Raw genomic sequence first — 15,622 nt, 5'->3', positions numbered from 1 at the left:
GCTACTCCCGTCCGAGGGGTCTCAGTTCGTAGTGGGGGTTGAACAGCACACGACGGCCGTGGATCAGGGTGATCCGGCCCGACGCGATCAGCCTGCGTCCGGGTTCGACGCCCACGATGGAGCGTCTGCCCAGCCAGACCAGGTCCAGGGAGGCGGAGCCGTCGAACAGCTCGGCCTCCAGGGCCGGGACCCCCGCCCGCGGGCGCAGGGTGACCGTGCGCAAGGTACCAGTGACCGTAACGACCTCACGGTCGCTGCAGTCACCTATTCGGGTCATTCCCGCGGTGTCCGTCTCCTCCTGCAGCTCCTCGCGCTCCAGGTCCTCCTGGGACGAGGAGAGCCGGTCGATCATGCGGCGGAACCGGCCCACCGGCTTGTCGGAACGGGGAACAGCGCTCATGTCTGCAGCCTACCGGGGGTGCGCAGACGCCGGAACCCAAGCGGAATGCGGCCTTCCACACGATTCGCCGGAAGCGGCGCTCACGCCTCCACGACCGCCTCCACCACCGATTCCACGACGTGGCCGTCGGCCAGCTCCAGCACCCGGTCGGCGAGGTCGAGCAGGGTGTTGTCATGGGTGGCGACCAGCGCGGTCACGCCCTCGCTGCGGACCACGGCGCGCAGCAGCTCCATGACCGAGTGGCCCGTCTCCGCGTCCAGCTGGCCGGTGGGCTCGTCGGCGATCAGCAGCGCCGGGCTGTTGGCGAGGGCGCGGGCTATCGCCACCCGCTGCTGCTGCCCGCCGGAGAGCTCGGCGGGGCGCTGGGCGGCGTGCCCGGCGAGGCCCACCAGGGAGAGCAGCAGTTCGACGCGTTCCTCGCGCTCGGCCGGGTCCGCGTCGCGCAGACGCAGCGGGACGCCGACGTTCTCGGCGGCGGTGAGGATCGGTATCAGCCCGAAGGACTGGAACACGAAGCCGATGCGGTCACGGCGCAGGGCGAGCAGCTTCTCCTCGCCCAGGGACGACAGGTCGTGGCCGTCCACCACCACGGTGCCGGAGTCGGGGCTGTCGAGGCCGCCGACGATGTTCAGCAGGGTGGTCTTGCCGGAGCCGGAGCGGCCCTTGAGGGCGACCAGCTCTCCCTCGGGTATGTCCAGGGAGACGCCACGGAGGGCGGAGACGGCCGCGGCACCCGTGCCGTAGGTCTTCCGCACGTCCTGGACCCGCACCATGCCCATGCGCAACCCCTCCCTGCCCCCGGGGTGTCCACCACCCCTCTCACGCCCTCCAACGCCCGGCACCGGCCCCCGGTTCCCGGGGTGCGGGCACGGGCCGCCCGCCCGCCCCCGACGCGTCGTGACGGCGCCGGGACGGGGTGGCCGGGGCATCCCGCGGCCGCGCCCCGCTCACGGGGGCGCGGCGGCGGGCCGGGGCGCTAGCGGACCTCGGAGATCTCCGGGCCCCGCTGGAGCTGGCCGATGCCGCCCGCGAAGCGGGAGCCCTGGTCCTCGGCCGGCGCCTGCATGCCCTCGGGCACCATCTGCGCGTCGTTCGGCAGCTTGAGGACGATCGGGTCACGCGGCGCCATCGGGCCCTCGCCGCGCACCACGACCGTGTCGCGGAAGATGTGCTCCAGCAGACCCGCGGCCTCGGGGTGCACGGCACCCTGGCCGGAGATCACACCGCGCAGGAACCACCGCGGGCCGTCGACGCCGATGAACCGGACGACCTGGAAGCCGCCGGTGCCGTCGGGCAGCTTCACCGGGACCTGGGCGCGCAGCTCCCAGCCCAGCGGTCCCTCGACCTCGTCGACGATGCCGCCCTGCTGGGTGATGCCGGAGGCGATCTCCTCGCGCACCTCGCCCCAGATGCCCTCACGCTTGGGGGCGGCGAAGGCCTGCAGCTGGACGGCGCTGTCGCGCAGCACGACGGTCGCGGCGACGATGGCGTCACCGGCGACCTCCACGCGCAGCTCCATGCCGTCGACTCCCGGCACGAACAGGCCGCCGAGGTCGACCCGGCCCTCGCCCGGCTCACGGACCTCGGAGCTGTCCCACGGGCCGTCGGGGCGCGGGGCCGGCTCCAGCCTCACCCGCTCCGCCTCGGCCTCGTCCGCCCCGCTGCCGACACCGCCGACGACCTGCTCGGCCTCGCCCGCCGCGCCGTCGGCGGCTGTGCCCTTCTTGCGACGTCCGAACACGTCACTGTCCTTCCCGGTCGGATACGACCGAACCGTATCGATTCCCACCCGCCAAGTCGCCCACCGCGGCATGACCGCCGGTGGACCCGAAGCCCCCTGCGGCCCGTACCGAGCCGGGAAGCTCCGCCACCTCCTGGAAGCGGACCCTCTCGACCTGCTGGACGACCAGTTGCGCGATCCGGTCGAAGCGCTCGAACCGCACGTTTTCGCGCGGGTCGAGATTCACCACGATCACCTTGATCTCCCCACGGTACCCGGCATCCACCGTCCCTGGGGCGTTCACAAGGGCCACACCGCACCGGGCCGCCAGACCCGAGCGCGGGTGCACGAAGGCCGCGTACCCCTCGGGCAGGGCGATCGACACCCCGGTGGGGAGCACGGCCCGCTCACCGGGGGCCAGCTCACAGGCCTCGGTCGTGCGCAGATCGGCGCCCGCGTCACCGGGGTGCGCGTACGCGGGCAGCGGCACCTCGGGGTCGACGCGGCGGATCAGCACCTCGAGGCCGTCGCTCACGGGTTGACCTCGAAGGCCCGTGCCTGGCGGCGGACGTCGGGGTCGTCCATCACCGCGCGGATCTCCTCCTGGCGGCCGTTCTCGATGAAGTGGTCGACCTTGACCTCGACGAACAGCGCGTCGGCGCGGACCGCCACCGGGCCGTCGGGGCCGTCCAGGCGCCCTTCGGCGGTGGCGTAGATCTTGCGCCCGGCCCGCGCCGTGACCTCGGCGGCGATGTGCAGCACGCTGCCCACCGGGACGGGGCGCAGGTAGTCGGTCTCCAGCCGGCCCGTGACCGAGATGGTGCGCAGCAGCCAGTTGAGGGAGCCCAGCGCGTCGTCCAGCGCGGTGGCGAGGATGCCGCCGTGGGCCAGACCGGGGGCGCCCTGGTGCTCGGGGCGCACGGTGAACTCGGCGGTGACGTCCACGCCCTCTCCCGCCCGGGTGGCCAGGTGCAGGCCGTGGGGCTGACCGGAGCCGCAGCCGAAGCAGTTCTCGTAGTGGGAACCGACGGGCTCGCCGGGGGCGGGCGCCTCGGGGTGCCGCACGGGGGCGGCGGCGTCGACGGGGGGCTGGACGGCCGTGTTCGTTGCACTCACGGCGCTGACCTTACCCGCGCGTACGCGAGGGGCCGCCACCGTGCCAAGCTTGGTTCCATGGAGCGTTCCCCCTCGCAGTCCCCCCAGCAGTCCGCGTCCCCGTCCGCCTCCTCGGCGTCGCCGTCCCCGTCCTCGGGACGGTCCGCGGTGCCGGCCTCGCCGGAGCCCGTGCCGGTCCGGGCCGCCGTCTCCTACGACGAGCGCCTGTCGGCGCCGTGGCACTGGTGGTTCTACTGCCTGCTGCTGGGCCTGGCGGCCGCCCTGGTGGTCTATCCGTTCGGGGTGCTGCCCATGCTGGGCGGTCTGGCGGTCGGCGCGGCCGGCTCGGCCATGGTGGTGAGTTCGTACGGTTCCGCGCAGATCCGGGTGGCGGGCGGCTCGCTGATCGCGGGCGACGCCCGGATCCCGGTGTCGGCGCTGGGCGAGGCCGAGGTGCTGGATCCGGCCGAGGCGCGCGCCTGGCGGTCCCACAAGGCCGATCCGCGGGCGTTCATGCTGCTGCGGGCCTACGTGCCGAGGGCGCTGCGGGTCGAGGTCGTCGACCCGCAGGACCCGACTCCGTACCTCTACCTGTCGACGCGTGAGCCGGATCGGCTGGCGGCGGCGGTGGAGGCGGCCAGGGCGACGGCCGCGTAAGGCCGCCCCCGTCATTCGCTCCGGGGGTTCCCGGGCCCGTGGTCCGGATCCCTCCGCTCGGGCGCGGAGTGGTCCGGAGCCGGGCTCCCCGGCCCGTCCGGAGCGGAGTGCCCCGGGCCGTCCGGATCAGAGAGTCCCGGTGCCTCCGGAGCGGAGTGTCCCGGCGCCTCCGGAGCAGGGTGCCCCGGCTGATCCGGGTCAGGGTGCCCCGGTGCGGGATGTCCCCGTCCGATCTCGGGCAGCGCCAGGGGCTGTGCGGGCTTCTCCAGCGGGGGCAGGCCCTCCAGCCGCTCCCACGGCACCTGCGCCTTCCGCAGGTCCGCGCGGATGTGCTCGGCGAACCGCCTGGTGTCCCGCCGGTTGATCACGGCGCCCACGGCGGCGCCCAGCAGGAAGGGCAGCAGGTTCGGCACGTTGCGGACCAGGCGTCTCTTGATCTGCCGCCGCAGCGCCTGCTTGAGGCCGCTGTCGACGACCTTGGGGAGACTGGCCGGGTTGCCGGCCTTGACGCCGTGCTCGGAGGACCAGGCCGTCAGATAGGCGGTGCTGCGGGCCCGGAGGTCGCCCGGAGGGCGTTGCCCGTAGATCTCGTGCAGTTCCGCCACGAGCTTGAGTTCGACCGCGGCCACGCCGGTGATCTCCGTGGCGAGGCTGGTCGCCATGGCCGGCGGGACCGGCAGCATGTTCACTGCGCCCACGCCCGCACCCACGGTCGCCGTGGCCCTGGCCGCTCCGGCGACGAGCCGGTCGGCGATCTCCTCGGGGCCGAGGCCCGGGAAATGCTTGCGCAGGGTGTCCAGGTCGCGCACCGGGATACGGGGCGCGATGGCGATCATCCGGTCGGTGACGGCGCCGAGGGCGGCGTGCAGCCGGTCCGCGGCCCGCCGCCGGGCGGCGGGGCCCTCCGGCGCGGCCGGCGCCGGGAGGCCGCCGCCGGCCGGTTCGAGCGGGGCTCCTTCGCCGGTCACGGCACGGGGGCCCCGCTCTTCGACGTCACGCGCGCCGTTCGAGCCGACGGGCGGCTCGGGGTCCGCTCCCCGCTTGCGGGGGCGGCGCTTCCAGGGTGGGGTCGAGCCGGTCACGGCCGACCCCGCCTCAGTCGCAGTCGCGGCAGATCGGCTGACCGTTCTTCTCGCGGGCCAGCTGGCTGCGGTGGTGCACCAGGAAGCAGCTCATGCAGGTGAACTCGTCCTGCTGCTTGGGCAGCACCCGGACGGCGAGTTCCTCGTTGGAGAGGTCCGCTCCGGGCAGTTCGAGGCCCTCGGCGGCCTCGAACTCGTCGACGTCCACCGCGGAGGTGGACTTGTCGTTCCGCCGCGCCTTCAGTTCTTCCAGGCTGTCCGAGTCGACGTCGTCGTCGGTCTTGCGTGGAGTGTCGTAGTCGGTTGCCATGTCGCTCTCCCCCTCTGGGTGGTCTTGGGTGTCTCCAGCGCACGTAACGCGTGAGAGGCCGGACTTGTGCCCGACCCGAGGCGGAGATTTTGCCTCACATCAAGGTCTGTTACTCAATCGACACCCAACCGGACTCCCGAAGAGTGACCGGCTCGGATGGCGAACCGGACCGTACACCCTGCGAATGCCCCAGTTCAAAGGCGTCTCTCCGTGTACTGCCCGGCATCAGGACGCCCGAAAACCCGGATTTTCCTCATTTTCGGAGCGGCTTTTCGTCACGGAGAGTAGAGGCTCTCCGTGACACATCTGTGATCGATCCCACAGCTTCCGTTCGGACGCGACACTCCGGGATTCAGCGCAGAGCGAACAGGGTGTCACTCGTTCAGAGGGGCAGAGTGACCCTCATCACCAGTCCGCCACCCTCCCTGGGGACGGCCGTGATGTGCCCGCCGTGCGCCCGGGCCACCGAGCGGACGATCGAGAGGCCGAGGCCGACACCCTTGTCGCTGCCGGTCCGCTCGGTCCGCAGCCTCCGGAATGGCTCGAACAGGTTGTCGATCTCATAGGCGGGCACCACGGGCCCCGTATTGGTGACCACCAGCACCGCCAGGCCCTGCTCGGCGCCGGTCGTGACCTCCACCCAGCCGTCCTCGGGCACGTTGTAGCGCACCGCGTTCTGCACCAGGTTCAGCGCGATCCGCTCCAGCAGGACGCCGTTGCCCTGGACCACCACGGAGGACCGTGCGCCGCGGAACTCCACGCCCCGCTCGGCCGCCTCGCCGCGCACCTGGTCCAGGGCGCGGGTCGCCACCTCCGCGAGGTCCACCGGCTTGCGCTCGACGATCTGGTTGTCGCTGCGGGCCAGCAGGAGCAGCCCCTCCACCAGCTGCTCGCTGCGTTCGTTGGTGGCCAGCAGAGTCCGCCCGAGCTGCTGGAGCTCGGGAGGCGCACCGGGGTCGGACAGGTGCACCTCCAGGAGCGTGCGGTTGATCGCCAGCGGGGTGCGCAGCTCGTGCGAGGCGTTGCCGACGAAGCGCTGCTGGGCGGTGAAGGCCCGCTGGAGTCTCTCCAGCATGTCGTCGAAGGTGTCCGCCAGCTCCTTCAGCTCGTCGTCCGGACCGTCCAGCTCGATGCGCCGGGACAGGTCGGATCCGGCCACCGCGCGGGCGGTACGCATGATCCGCCCCAGGGGCGAGAGCACCCGCCCGGCCATCGCGTAGCCGAAGGCGAACGCGATCACCGCGAGTCCCAGCAGCGCCAGCAGCGAGCGGCTGAGCAGGTCGTCGAGGGCGGCCTGACGCTGGAGGTCGACGCACCGGGCGATCTCCGTGTTGAACTGCTCGAGCGAGAGCTGGCCGGTGTTGACCGCGGGGCAGCGGTCGCTGCTCACCCGGATGGGTTCGATGTACTGGACGATCTTGAACGGGGGCTGGTTGCCCGTGGAGATCGCCTGGGCGGCCAGCAGGTAGATCATCGAGAGCAGCACGATGCCGGCGATCAGGAACATACCGCCGTACAGCAGCGTGAGCCGTATCCGGATCGTCGGACGCAGCCACGGGAAGGCGGACCGCTGTTCCTTGGGGTCCCAGCTGGGGCGCGGCGGGACGCGCGGCGGCGGGGGCAGGGGCGGGGTCGGGGTGGCGGCCACGGCGTCAGATCCGGTATCCGGAGCCCGGCACCGTGATGATCACCGGCGGCTCGCCCAGCTTGCGGCGCAGCGTCATCACCGTCACCCGCACCACGTTGGTGAACGGGTCGGTGTTCTCGTCCCAGGCCTTCTCCAGCAGCTGCTCCGCCGACACCACGGCGCCCTCGCTGCGCATCAGCACCTCGAGCACCGCGAACTCCTTGGGCGCCAGCTGGATCTGCCGGCCGTCGCGGGACACCTCGCGCCGGTTGGGGTCGAGCCGGATCCCGGCCCGTTCCAGCACCGGCGGCAGCGGCATGCTGGTGCGGCGGCCCAGCGCCCGTACGCGCGCCGTGAGCTCGCTGAACGCGAAGGGCTTGGGCAGGTAGTCGTCCGCCCCCAGCTCCAGTCCGGCGACCCGGTCGCTGACGTCGCCGGAGGCGGTGAGCATCAGCACCCGGGTGGGGGCTCCCAGCTCGACGACCCGTCGGCACACGTCGTCGCCGTGCACCAGCGGGAGGTCACGGTCGAGGACGACCACGTCGTAGTCGTTCACTCCGATGCGCTCGAGGGCCGCGGCGCCGTCGTACACGACGTCGACGGCCATCGCCTCACGGCGCAGACCGGTGGCCACCGCATCCGCGAGCAGCTGCTCGTCCTCGACGACGAGTACGCGCACGTCGGCCTTCCTTCCTGACTTCCACCGGCCTGACCTACCGGTGGGACCGCCTCCATCCTGCCTCTTGGGCCGGTAAGTCGGCCGTAAGGCGACAAGGGGCGCAGAAAGGCGAAGGGGCCCCGGCGGATGCCGGGGCCCCTTCCTGGTGCCGGTGTCTGCGTGGTGCTCGGGTCGCGACGCCCGGTGGGCTGTCAGACGCTCGCGGCGCCGACCTCCACACCGTGCTCGGCGGCCAGACGGCGCAGGTCGTCCAGCTCGCCCTGCTCCACCTCGGCGGCGAACTCGTCGCCCTCGTCGCGTGCCTGCGTGAGGTGCGACTCGGCAGCCCTTATGCGCTTCAGCAGCCCTGCGGTGAATGCGTCCATGCGGCGCCCCCTCGTCCTGGGTCGTGGGTCGGGAAGGGACGATCACGCGGGCGGTGCGTCCGGCCGTGCCTCCGGGAGAACGGGACGGGCGGACGACGGGGCCATGACGTGCCGCATGGTGGTACGGCACGTGCGGAGCGTGATCGCGGGGTTGGAAACCGTCCTCCCCACGCGTCACCGTGTGGAAACCTTCGGCGGCAAAGAAATCTGGCATAGGCCAGACGTTCGACTCCGGGCCTCCGCGGGTTCACGCCCGCGGGGCCGTCCGGTCCCCGACGGCTGCCGGGGCCGGCCCGGGACCGCGCGGTGGCAGGCGCGGCACCCTCAGTCGTGCCACGCCCCGAGCCGCTCCAGCAGGGCCTGCAGCGGCTCGAAGACCCCCGCGGTCGCCGCCACCGTGAGGTCGTCCGACGGGCGTTCGCCGGCCCGTCCGCCGGTGACGGCTCCGGCCTCCCGGGCGATCAGGTCCCCGGCCGCGCGGTCCCAGGGGTGCAGGCCGCGCTCGTAGTACCCGTCGAGCCGCCCCGCCGCCAGGTCGCAGAGGTCCACCGCCGCGGAGCCGCCCCGGCGGATGTCCCGCACCAGGGGCAGCAGCTCACGCGCCACCTCGGCCTGGTGGGCGCGCACCGCGGTGACGTAGTTGAACCCGGTGGAGATCAGCGCCTGGTCGAGGGGCGGCGACGGCCGCACCGCCAGCTTCCGCTCCCCCTCCCAGGCCCCGGTCGCCCAGGCGCCCCCGCCGAGCAGCGCGTGGAAGGACTCTCCGCGCATCGGGACCTCCACCACGCCCGCCACGGTCTCACCGTCCACCTCCGCGGCGACCGAGACCGACCAGGCGGGGAGGCCGTAGAGGTAGTTGACGGTGCCGTCGAGCGGGTCGACCACCCAGCGCACGCCGCTGGTGCCGACCGAGGACGCCCCCTCCTCGCCGAGGAAGCCGTCGTCGGGCCGCCGGGCCGATATGAGGTCGATGATCAGCTTCTCGGCGGCGAGGTCCATCTCGGTCACCACGTCGATGGGGCTGGACTTTGTGGCAGCCACCGCGAGGTCCGCGGGGCGGCCGTCGCGCAGCAGCCGGCCGGCCCGCCGGGCCGCCTCCCGGCCGATCTCCAGCAGTTCCTGGCGCAGATCCGTCTGGTGCAGGTCCGTCACGGTGTCCTCGCGTCCTCTCGGTCCGGTGTCGGGCAGGCGGGCGGCGGAGCGGAACCGGGCGGCGCACAGGCGCCGCCCCGCCGCGCTCAGGCGTACGGGCTGTCCGCCCCCACCGCGGCCGGCTTCGGGTCGCGCGCCGCCGGGCAGCAGCCCACCGGGCACACGTTGTGGCTCGCGCCGAGCGCGCCCAGCGCGCAGGGCGTCACCCGCTGTCCGCGCTCCACCGCGGCCCGCTCCACGATCATCTCCCGGATCGCGGCGGCGAACCGGGGATCGGCGCCGACGGTCGCCGAACGGCGCACCGCAAGCCCCAGTTCCCCGGCCTTCGCCCTGGCCTCGGTGTCGAGGTCGTAGAGGACCTCCATGTGGTCGGAGACGAAGCCGATCGGCACCATCACCACGGCCGGGACGCCCGCGGCGTGCCGCTCCTCGAGGTGGTCGCAGATGTCCGGCTCCAGCCACGGGATGTGCGGGGCTCCGGAACGCGACTGGTAGACGAGCTGCCAGGGCCGGTCCGCACCGGTGCGCTCGCGTACCGCGTCGGCGATCGACCGGGCGACGTCGAGGTGCTGCTTCACGTAGGAGCCGCCGTCCCCGTGCTCCTCGACCGGGCCGGAGCTGTCCGCGGCGGCGGTCGGGATGGAGTGCGTGGTGAACGCCAGGTGGGCGCCGTCCCGCACCTCCTCGGGGAGGTCCGCCAGGGCCTCGACCACGCCGTCGATCATCGGCTCCACGAAGCCCGGGTGGTTGAAGTAGTGCCGCAGCTTGTCCACCCGAGGCAGCTCCAGGCCCTCCGCCTCCAGGGTGGCCAGGGCGCCGGCCAGGTTCTCGCGGTACTGCCGGCAGCCCGAGTAGGAGGCGTAGGCGCTGGTGGCCAGCACCAGGATGCGGCGGCGGCCGTCCCGCACCATCTCGCGGAGGGTGTCGGTCAGGTAGGGAGCCCAGTTGCGGTTGCCCCAGTAGACCGGCAGGTCCAGCCCGTGATCCGCGAAGTCCTCGCGCAGGGCGTCCAGGAGCGCGCGGTTCTGGCCGTTGATCGGGCTCACGCCACCGAACAGGAAGTAGTGCTGCCCCACCTCCTTGAGGCGTTCCTTGGGGATGCCGCGGCCCCGGGTGACGTTCTCCAGGAACGGGACAACGTCCTCGGGGCCCTCCGGGCCGCCGAAGGAGAGCAGCAGCAATGCGTCGTAAGGGGAGGATTCGAGCACATCTGGCATGCCCCGATCTTCCCACCAGCGACCGGCGACGGGGAAACCGGGCCATCCGGCCCCCGGGAATCCCGGGAAACCGGCCGACCGGCCCGGGACGTCCTGCGGCCTGCGCCCCCTCTGCCTCCGCGCACCCTGTTCGAACGCCCCCGCACCCGGGGCACACCTGATCGAAGCGGCCGTAAGCTGTATTGGCCAACCACCTCCTGACCAGGGCAGCGACGCCCCTTTTTCCCCGGAGAGCCCGTGCCCACGCCCTACCGCGCCCTCTTCGCGCCGCCCGGCACCCGCGCCTTCGCCGCAGCGGGTCTCGTCGGCCGGCTGCCGCTGTCCATGATGGGCATCGGCGTGGTCACCATGATCTCCCAGGTGACCGGCCGGTACGGACTGGCCGGCGCCCTCTCGGCGACCATCGCGCTCTCCTCGGCCGTCCTCGGGCCGCAGATCTCCCGGCTGATCGACCGCCACGGCCAGAGCCGGGTGCTGCGCCCCGCGGTGCTCGTCGCCCTGACCGGAGCCGCCGGCCTGCTGGTGGCGACCCATTTCCGGTGGCCGGACTGGACCCTGTTCGTCTTCTCCGCCCTCGTCGGCTGCGTGCCCAGCCTGGGCTCGATGGTGCGCGCCCGGTGGGCGGCCCTCTACCGCGGCACCCCGCTGCTGCACACCGCCTACTCCTTCGAGTCGGTCGTCGACGAGGTCTGCTTCATCGTCGGCCCGATCGTCTCGATCGGACTGTCCACCGCGTGGTTCCCGGAGGCCGGACCGCTGCTCGCGGCCGTGTTCATGGCGACCGGCGTGTTCTGGCTGACCTCCCAGCGGGCCACCGAGCCGCGTCCGCACCCGCCGGAGGAGCACGTGCGCGGCAGCGCCCTGCGCTCGCCGGGACTCCAGGTGCTGGTGGCGACCTTCGTCGCCACCGGAACCGTCTTCGGCGCGGTCGACGTGGTGACGGTGGCGTTCGCCGAGGAGTTGGGGCAGAAGGCCGCGGCCAGCCTGGTGCTGGCCGTGTACGCGGCGGGCTCCTGCGTTGCCGGACTCGTCTTCGGCGTTCTGCGCGTCCAGGGCCGTCCGGAACGGCGCTGGCTGGTGGGTGTCTGTGCGATGGCCGCGAGTATGATCCCCCTCCAATTGGTCGGGAACCTGCCGTTCCTGGCCGTGGCGCTGTTCCTCGCGGGCCTGTTCATCGCTCCCACGATGATCACCACGATGTCCCTGATCGAACAGCACGTGCCACGCGCGCAACTGACCGAGGGCATGACCTGGATCAGCACCGGGCTCGCCGTCGGCGTCGCGCTCGGCTCGTCGGGGGCCGGCCTCGTGATCGACGCGGCCGGCGCGAGGGCGGGGTACGTGGTTCCGGCGGTCGCCGGAGCCGCCGCGGTGGCGGTCGGTTTCCTCGGGTACCGCCGGCTGTGCAGGCCGGCGCCGTGGCGGGGAGGGACCGTTGTCGAGCAGCACGGCGAGCGCACGGGCAAGGCGGAGCAGCACCTGGCATAACTGGGCGGGCAACGTCACCGCCCGCCCGGCGGAACGGACCTCGCCGGGCAGCGCCGAGGAGGTCGCCGCGGCCGTACGCCGCGCCGCGGAGAGGGGGCTGCGGGTCAAGGCGGTGGGCACCGGCCACTCCTTCACCGCGGCCGCGGCCACCGACGGCCTCCTGATCCGGCCCGAACGGCTGGCCGGCATCCACCGGATCGACCGGGCCGCCGGGACCGTCACGGTCGGCGCCGGAACCCCGCTCAAGCAGCTCAACGCCGCCCTCGCCGGCGAGGGCCTGTCGCTGACCAACATGGGCGACATCATGGAGCAGACGGTCTCCGGCGCCGTCGGCACCGGGACCCACGGCACCGGCCGGGAGTCGGGCTCGCTCGCCGCGCAGATCGCCGCCCTCGAACTGGTCACCGCGGACGGCTCGGTGCTCACCTGCTCCCCGCAGGAGAACCCCGAGGTGTTCGCCGCCGCGCGGATAGGCCTGGGCGCGCTGGGCGTCGTCACCTCGCTCACGTTCAACGTGGAGCCGGTCTTCCTGCTGACCGCCCGCGAGGAGCCGATGAGCTTCGACCGGGTCACCTCGTCCTTCGACGAACTCTGGGCCGGCAACGAGCACTTCGAGTTCTACTGGTTCCCCCACACCGGCAACTGCAACACCAAGCGCAACAACCGCAGCGCCGGGCCTCCCCGGCCGCTGGGCCGGGCGGGCGCCTGGTTCGAGGACGAGTTCCTCTCCAACGGCGTCTTCGAGGTGGTCAACCGGCTCGGGCGGGTGGCCCCGGCCGCCATACCCGCGATCGCCCGGGTGTCCAGCCGCGCGCTCTCCTCGCGCACCTACACCGACATCCCCTACAAGGTGTTCACCTCACCGCGCCGGGTGCGGTTCGTGGAGATGGAGTACGCCCTGCCGCGGGAGGCGGTGGTGGAGGCGCTGCGCGAACTGCGGTCCATGGTGGACCGGTCGGAACTGCGGGTCAGCTTCCCGGTGGAGGTGCGCACCGCGCCCGCCGACGACATACCGCTGTCCACGGCGTCCGGCCGGGACAGCGCCTACATAGCCGTGCACATGTACAAGGGAACTCCGTACCAGGCGTACTTCACCGCCGCGGAACGCATCTTCACCGCCTACGAGGGCAGACCCCACTGGGGAAAGGTCCACACCCGCGACGCGGAGTACCTGGACGGGGTCTACCCCCGTTTCGGTGAGTTCCGGGAACTGCGGAACCGGCTGGACCCCGAGCGGCGTTTCCAGAACGACTACGTGAGGCGGGTCCTCGGCGAGTGACACCGAGTGACGACGGGCCGCCGGAGGAGGAGATGGCGGTGCGGGAGATTGGAACACCGGGAACGGGGCAGGGATCAGGGGCGTGGACCGGGGCGTGAAGTACGCCACGTTTCAAGGGCCGTTGGGCCCTTGGGGCGTCGGGCCGTGACGATCTTGGGGCGACCCGCCCCGATTCGACCGGCGCGCCAATCCACGCACGTGGCCCAAATGGAGTAGTGTTCAGAGCCCTGGGCCCGGACTCCCGCCTGGGCGCCCGCGATCCGTCAGGAACGCCGGGGAGGGAGGCTGTTGCGCAGGGTGACCGATGTGGGTCACTTGACGTTGCAACCAGGTAACCGTGCCATGGCGGTGTGCCTGGGCCCGGCGCCCGACACGCCGGGCAACTCGGCAAGGTTGTGGCAGGCTGCACCCGGGCAGGCCACACTCGACTAGCGGAAGCAGCGACGCACGTGACGTCGGCAGGCACCACCCGGGAGGTCCCCATGCCCGAACTGCGTGTCGTGGCCGTCTCCAATGACGGCACACGGCTGGTGCTCAAGGCTGCGGACAGCACGGAGTACACGCTTCCGATCGACGAACGGCTGCGCGCCGCCGTGCGCGGCGACCGGCCCCGTCTCGGACAGATCGAGATCGAGGTGGAGAGCCACCTCCGTCCCCGCGACATCCAGGCCCGTATAAGGGCGGGTGCCACCGCGGAGGAGGTCGCCCAGCTGGCCGGCATCCCGGTGGACCGGGTGCGGCGTTTCGAGGGCCCCGTGCTGGCCGAGCGCGCCTTCATGGCGGAGCGCGCCCGCAAGACACCGGTGCGCCGCCCGGGCGAGAACACCGGTCCCCCGCTGGGCGAGGCGGTCGCGGAACGGCTGCTGCTGCGCGGCGCCGACAAGGACACCGTGCAGTGGGACTCCTGGCGCCGCGACGACGGCACCTGGGAGGTGCTGCTGGTCTACCGCGTCGCCGGGGAGCCCCACACGGCGAGCTGGACCTACGACCCGCCGCGCCGTCTGGTGGCCGCGGTGGACGACGAGGCGCGTTCGCTGATCGGCGAGTCCGACGACCTGGGACCGGCGGAGCCGGCGCATCCGTTCGTGCCGCGCATCGCGCGGCTGCCGCGTGACCGGGGAGACCGGCCGGAGCGTGCGGTGGTGCCGGCCCAGGCCCCGCCGTCGGATCCGGTGGAGGAGAGCGGGGACTCGCTCACCAGCCTGCTGGAGGCGGTGCCCAGCTTCCGGGGCGACCTGGTGGTGCCGGAGCGTCCCGGGGAGGGCCCGGACGGCCCGGACACCGAGCCGGACGTCGAGGAGCCGCCGGCACCGGCCGCGTCGGCGGGGGCGGGCGCGGCGTACGCGGACGTCCTGATGCCGCGGGCGGTCAGCAGCCACCGGGACCGGCTGATCGGGGCGACCGACCGGCAGGCCGAGGCGGACGGGGTCCGTCCGGGCCGCCGTGCCGCGGTACCGAGTTGGGACGAGATCGTCTTCGGCACCCGGCGCAAGAAGAACTCCGAGTAGGGCGTCCGCGGGCGCGCGGGCCGCGGGGCAGTCCCGCGGACGCGCGGGCCGTGGGGAGTCCTGCGGCGGCGCGGGCCGCGGGAGGGTCCCGCGACCCGCGGCCCTTCTACCGGGGATCCGGGCCGGTGGCCACGGGCCGCTGCGGATCGGCGGTCCACTCCGACCACGACCCCGCGTAGAGCGCGGCCGGGACGCCCGCCACCGCGAGTGCCAGGATCTCGTGCGCCGCCGACACCCCGGAGCCGCAGTAGACGCCGAGCCGCGTGCCCGGCGTCACACCGAGCGCCTTGAAGCGTTCGGCGAGTTCACCGGCGGGCAGGAACCGGCCGTCCACCGCCGTGTTCTGCGTGGTGGGCGCCGAGACCGCGCCGGGGATGTGTCCGCCCACCGGGTCGATCGGCTCGACCTCGCCCCGGTACCGCTCCCCGGCGCGCGCGTCGAGCAGCAGCCCCGAACCGGCGATCCGCGCGGCGCCCTCGGCGTCGAGCAGCCCGGAGCCGCCGGCACCCGGCACGGGCACGAAGTCGCCCTCGTGCGGGACCGTCTCCTCGGTGCTCAACTGCCCTTCCCACACGCCGAGTCCGCCGTCCAGGACCCGTACGTCGGGATGCCCGGTCCACTGCAGCAGCCACCACGCCCGGGCGGCTCCCCATCCGAGACCGCCGTCGTACACCACGACGGGCCGCCCGGCCGACACACCCGCGCGGCGCATCGCGGTTCCGAAGGTCGCCATGTCCGGCAGCGGGTGGCGTCCGCCCGCACCCGGCGGAGCGGCCAGTTCGCCGTCGAGGTCGACGAAGACCGCGCCGGGCAGGTGCCCCGCCGCGTACTCCGCCCGCCCGTCGAACGGCGGCGCACCGGAGGCCGACGCCAGGCTCAACTGCCAGCGCACGTCGAGCAGTACGGGGCGTCCCGGCCCATCCATCAGGCGGGCCAGCCTCCGCGCGGAGATCAGCGGCCGGGCGACGTCGGATTCGTCGTGAAGGATGTCGTCCATGGCCGCATCCTGCCCTACCGGCGGCACCGGGAGTGGCAGGTCCGCA

At 73.1% G+C, this 15,622-nt stretch carries 17 protein-coding genes; 4 read left to right on the top strand and 13 right to left on the bottom strand.

Annotation, left to right across the window (positions count from 1 at the left end; translation table 11 throughout):
- Nucleotide 1: 1 nt before the first annotated feature.
- From GBN72_RS31115 to GBN72_RS31095, 5 genes are all read right to left on the bottom strand, one after another.
- The gene (locus GBN72_RS31115) at nucleotides 2-400 is read right to left on the bottom strand and encodes an OB-fold nucleic acid binding domain-containing protein (protein ID WP_151775315.1); all 399 of its coding nucleotides are present in this window, start codon (nucleotides 398-400) and stop codon (nucleotides 2-4) included.
- Between the two features lie 80 nt (nucleotides 401-480).
- Nucleotides 481-1,179 (bottom strand): ABC transporter ATP-binding protein, encoded by a 699-nt coding sequence (locus GBN72_RS31110; RefSeq protein ID WP_151775314.1) that lies wholly within the window; start codon nucleotides 1,177-1,179, stop codon nucleotides 481-483.
- Between the two features lie 197 nt (nucleotides 1,180-1,376).
- On the bottom strand, nucleotides 1,377-2,141 hold the full coding sequence (locus GBN72_RS31105) for a DUF3710 domain-containing protein (RefSeq protein WP_151775313.1): 765 nt from the start codon (nucleotides 2,139-2,141) through the stop codon (nucleotides 1,377-1,379).
- A gap of 1 nt (nucleotide 2,142) precedes the next feature.
- On the bottom strand, nucleotides 2,143-2,637 hold the full coding sequence (gene dut / locus GBN72_RS31100) for a dUTP diphosphatase (protein ID WP_151775403.1): 495 nt from the start codon (nucleotides 2,635-2,637) through the stop codon (nucleotides 2,143-2,145).
- 14 nt (nucleotides 2,638-2,651) lie between these two features.
- Complete coding sequence (locus GBN72_RS31095) at nucleotides 2,652-3,236, bottom strand: PaaI family thioesterase (RefSeq protein ID WP_151775312.1); 585 nt, start codon at nucleotides 3,234-3,236, stop codon at nucleotides 2,652-2,654.
- A 57-nt stretch (nucleotides 3,237-3,293) separates the two neighbouring features.
- On the opposite strand from GBN72_RS31095, the gene GBN72_RS31090 reads away from it, so the two are divergent.
- Nucleotides 3,294-3,872: a DUF3093 domain-containing protein gene (locus tag GBN72_RS31090; protein WP_151775311.1), complete on the top strand. Its 579-nt coding sequence runs from the start codon at nucleotides 3,294-3,296 to the stop codon at nucleotides 3,870-3,872.
- Between the two features lie 11 nt (nucleotides 3,873-3,883).
- Here GBN72_RS31090 and GBN72_RS31085 read toward each other — a convergent pair whose 3' ends face one another.
- From GBN72_RS31085 to GBN72_RS31060, 7 genes are all read right to left on the bottom strand, one after another.
- The gene (locus GBN72_RS31085; RefSeq protein ID WP_439959840.1) at nucleotides 3,884-4,954 is read right to left on the bottom strand and encodes a hypothetical protein; all 1,071 of its coding nucleotides are present in this window, start codon (nucleotides 4,952-4,954) and stop codon (nucleotides 3,884-3,886) included.
- A 13-nt stretch (nucleotides 4,955-4,967) separates the two neighbouring features.
- On the bottom strand, nucleotides 4,968-5,264 hold the full coding sequence (locus tag GBN72_RS31080; protein WP_005481602.1) for a DUF4193 domain-containing protein: 297 nt from the start codon (nucleotides 5,262-5,264) through the stop codon (nucleotides 4,968-4,970).
- A 382-nt stretch (nucleotides 5,265-5,646) separates the two neighbouring features.
- Entirely contained in the window at nucleotides 5,647-6,912 is a 1,266-nt protein-coding gene (locus tag GBN72_RS31075) for a sensor histidine kinase (RefSeq protein WP_439959839.1), read from the bottom strand.
- 4 nt (nucleotides 6,913-6,916) lie between these two features.
- Nucleotides 6,917-7,570, bottom strand: coding sequence for a response regulator transcription factor (locus GBN72_RS31070; RefSeq protein ID WP_151775310.1), 654 nt, complete (start codon nucleotides 7,568-7,570; stop codon nucleotides 6,917-6,919).
- Nucleotides 7,571-7,761: 191 nt separating this feature from the next.
- On the bottom strand, nucleotides 7,762-7,935 hold the full coding sequence (locus GBN72_RS34375; RefSeq protein ID WP_164540975.1) for a hypothetical protein: 174 nt from the start codon (nucleotides 7,933-7,935) through the stop codon (nucleotides 7,762-7,764).
- 324 nt (nucleotides 7,936-8,259) lie between these two features.
- The gene (locus GBN72_RS31065) at nucleotides 8,260-9,078 is read right to left on the bottom strand and encodes an inositol monophosphatase family protein (protein ID WP_439959842.1); all 819 of its coding nucleotides are present in this window, start codon (nucleotides 9,076-9,078) and stop codon (nucleotides 8,260-8,262) included.
- Nucleotides 9,079-9,173: 95 nt separating this feature from the next.
- On the bottom strand, nucleotides 9,174-10,304 hold the full coding sequence (locus GBN72_RS31060; RefSeq protein WP_151775308.1) for a ferrochelatase: 1,131 nt from the start codon (nucleotides 10,302-10,304) through the stop codon (nucleotides 9,174-9,176).
- A 237-nt stretch (nucleotides 10,305-10,541) separates the two neighbouring features.
- Here GBN72_RS31060 and GBN72_RS31055 point away from each other — a divergent pair, with 237 nt between their 5' ends.
- The 3 genes from GBN72_RS31055 (at nucleotide 10,542) to sepH (ending at nucleotide 14,579) form a co-directional block, all read left to right on the top strand.
- Nucleotides 10,542-11,792, top strand: coding sequence for an MFS transporter (locus GBN72_RS31055; RefSeq protein ID WP_151775307.1), 1,251 nt, complete (start codon nucleotides 10,542-10,544; stop codon nucleotides 11,790-11,792).
- Entirely contained in the window at nucleotides 11,740-13,071 is a 1,332-nt protein-coding gene (locus GBN72_RS31050; RefSeq protein ID WP_151775306.1) for a D-arabinono-1,4-lactone oxidase, read from the top strand. The genes GBN72_RS31055 and GBN72_RS31050 overlap by 53 nt, the downstream gene beginning before the upstream one ends.
- Nucleotides 13,072-13,553: 482 nt before the next feature.
- Entirely contained in the window at nucleotides 13,554-14,579 is a 1,026-nt protein-coding gene (gene sepH / locus GBN72_RS31045) for a septation protein SepH (RefSeq protein WP_151775305.1), read from the top strand.
- 106 nt (nucleotides 14,580-14,685) lie between these two features.
- Here the strand turns inward: sepH and GBN72_RS31040 are convergent, their stop codons facing one another.
- Entirely contained in the window at nucleotides 14,686-15,576 is an 891-nt protein-coding gene (locus GBN72_RS31040; RefSeq protein ID WP_151775304.1) for a sulfurtransferase, read from the bottom strand.
- Nucleotides 15,577-15,622 lie beyond the last annotated feature (46 nt).

The organism is Streptomyces abyssomicinicus (genome assembly GCF_008974245.1).
Lineage (GTDB): Bacteria > Actinomycetota > Actinomycetes > Streptomycetales > Streptomycetaceae > Streptomyces > Streptomyces abyssomicinicus.
The sequence above is the reverse complement of the archived record's forward strand: the minus strand, read 5'-3'. Positions and strand labels throughout refer to the sequence as shown.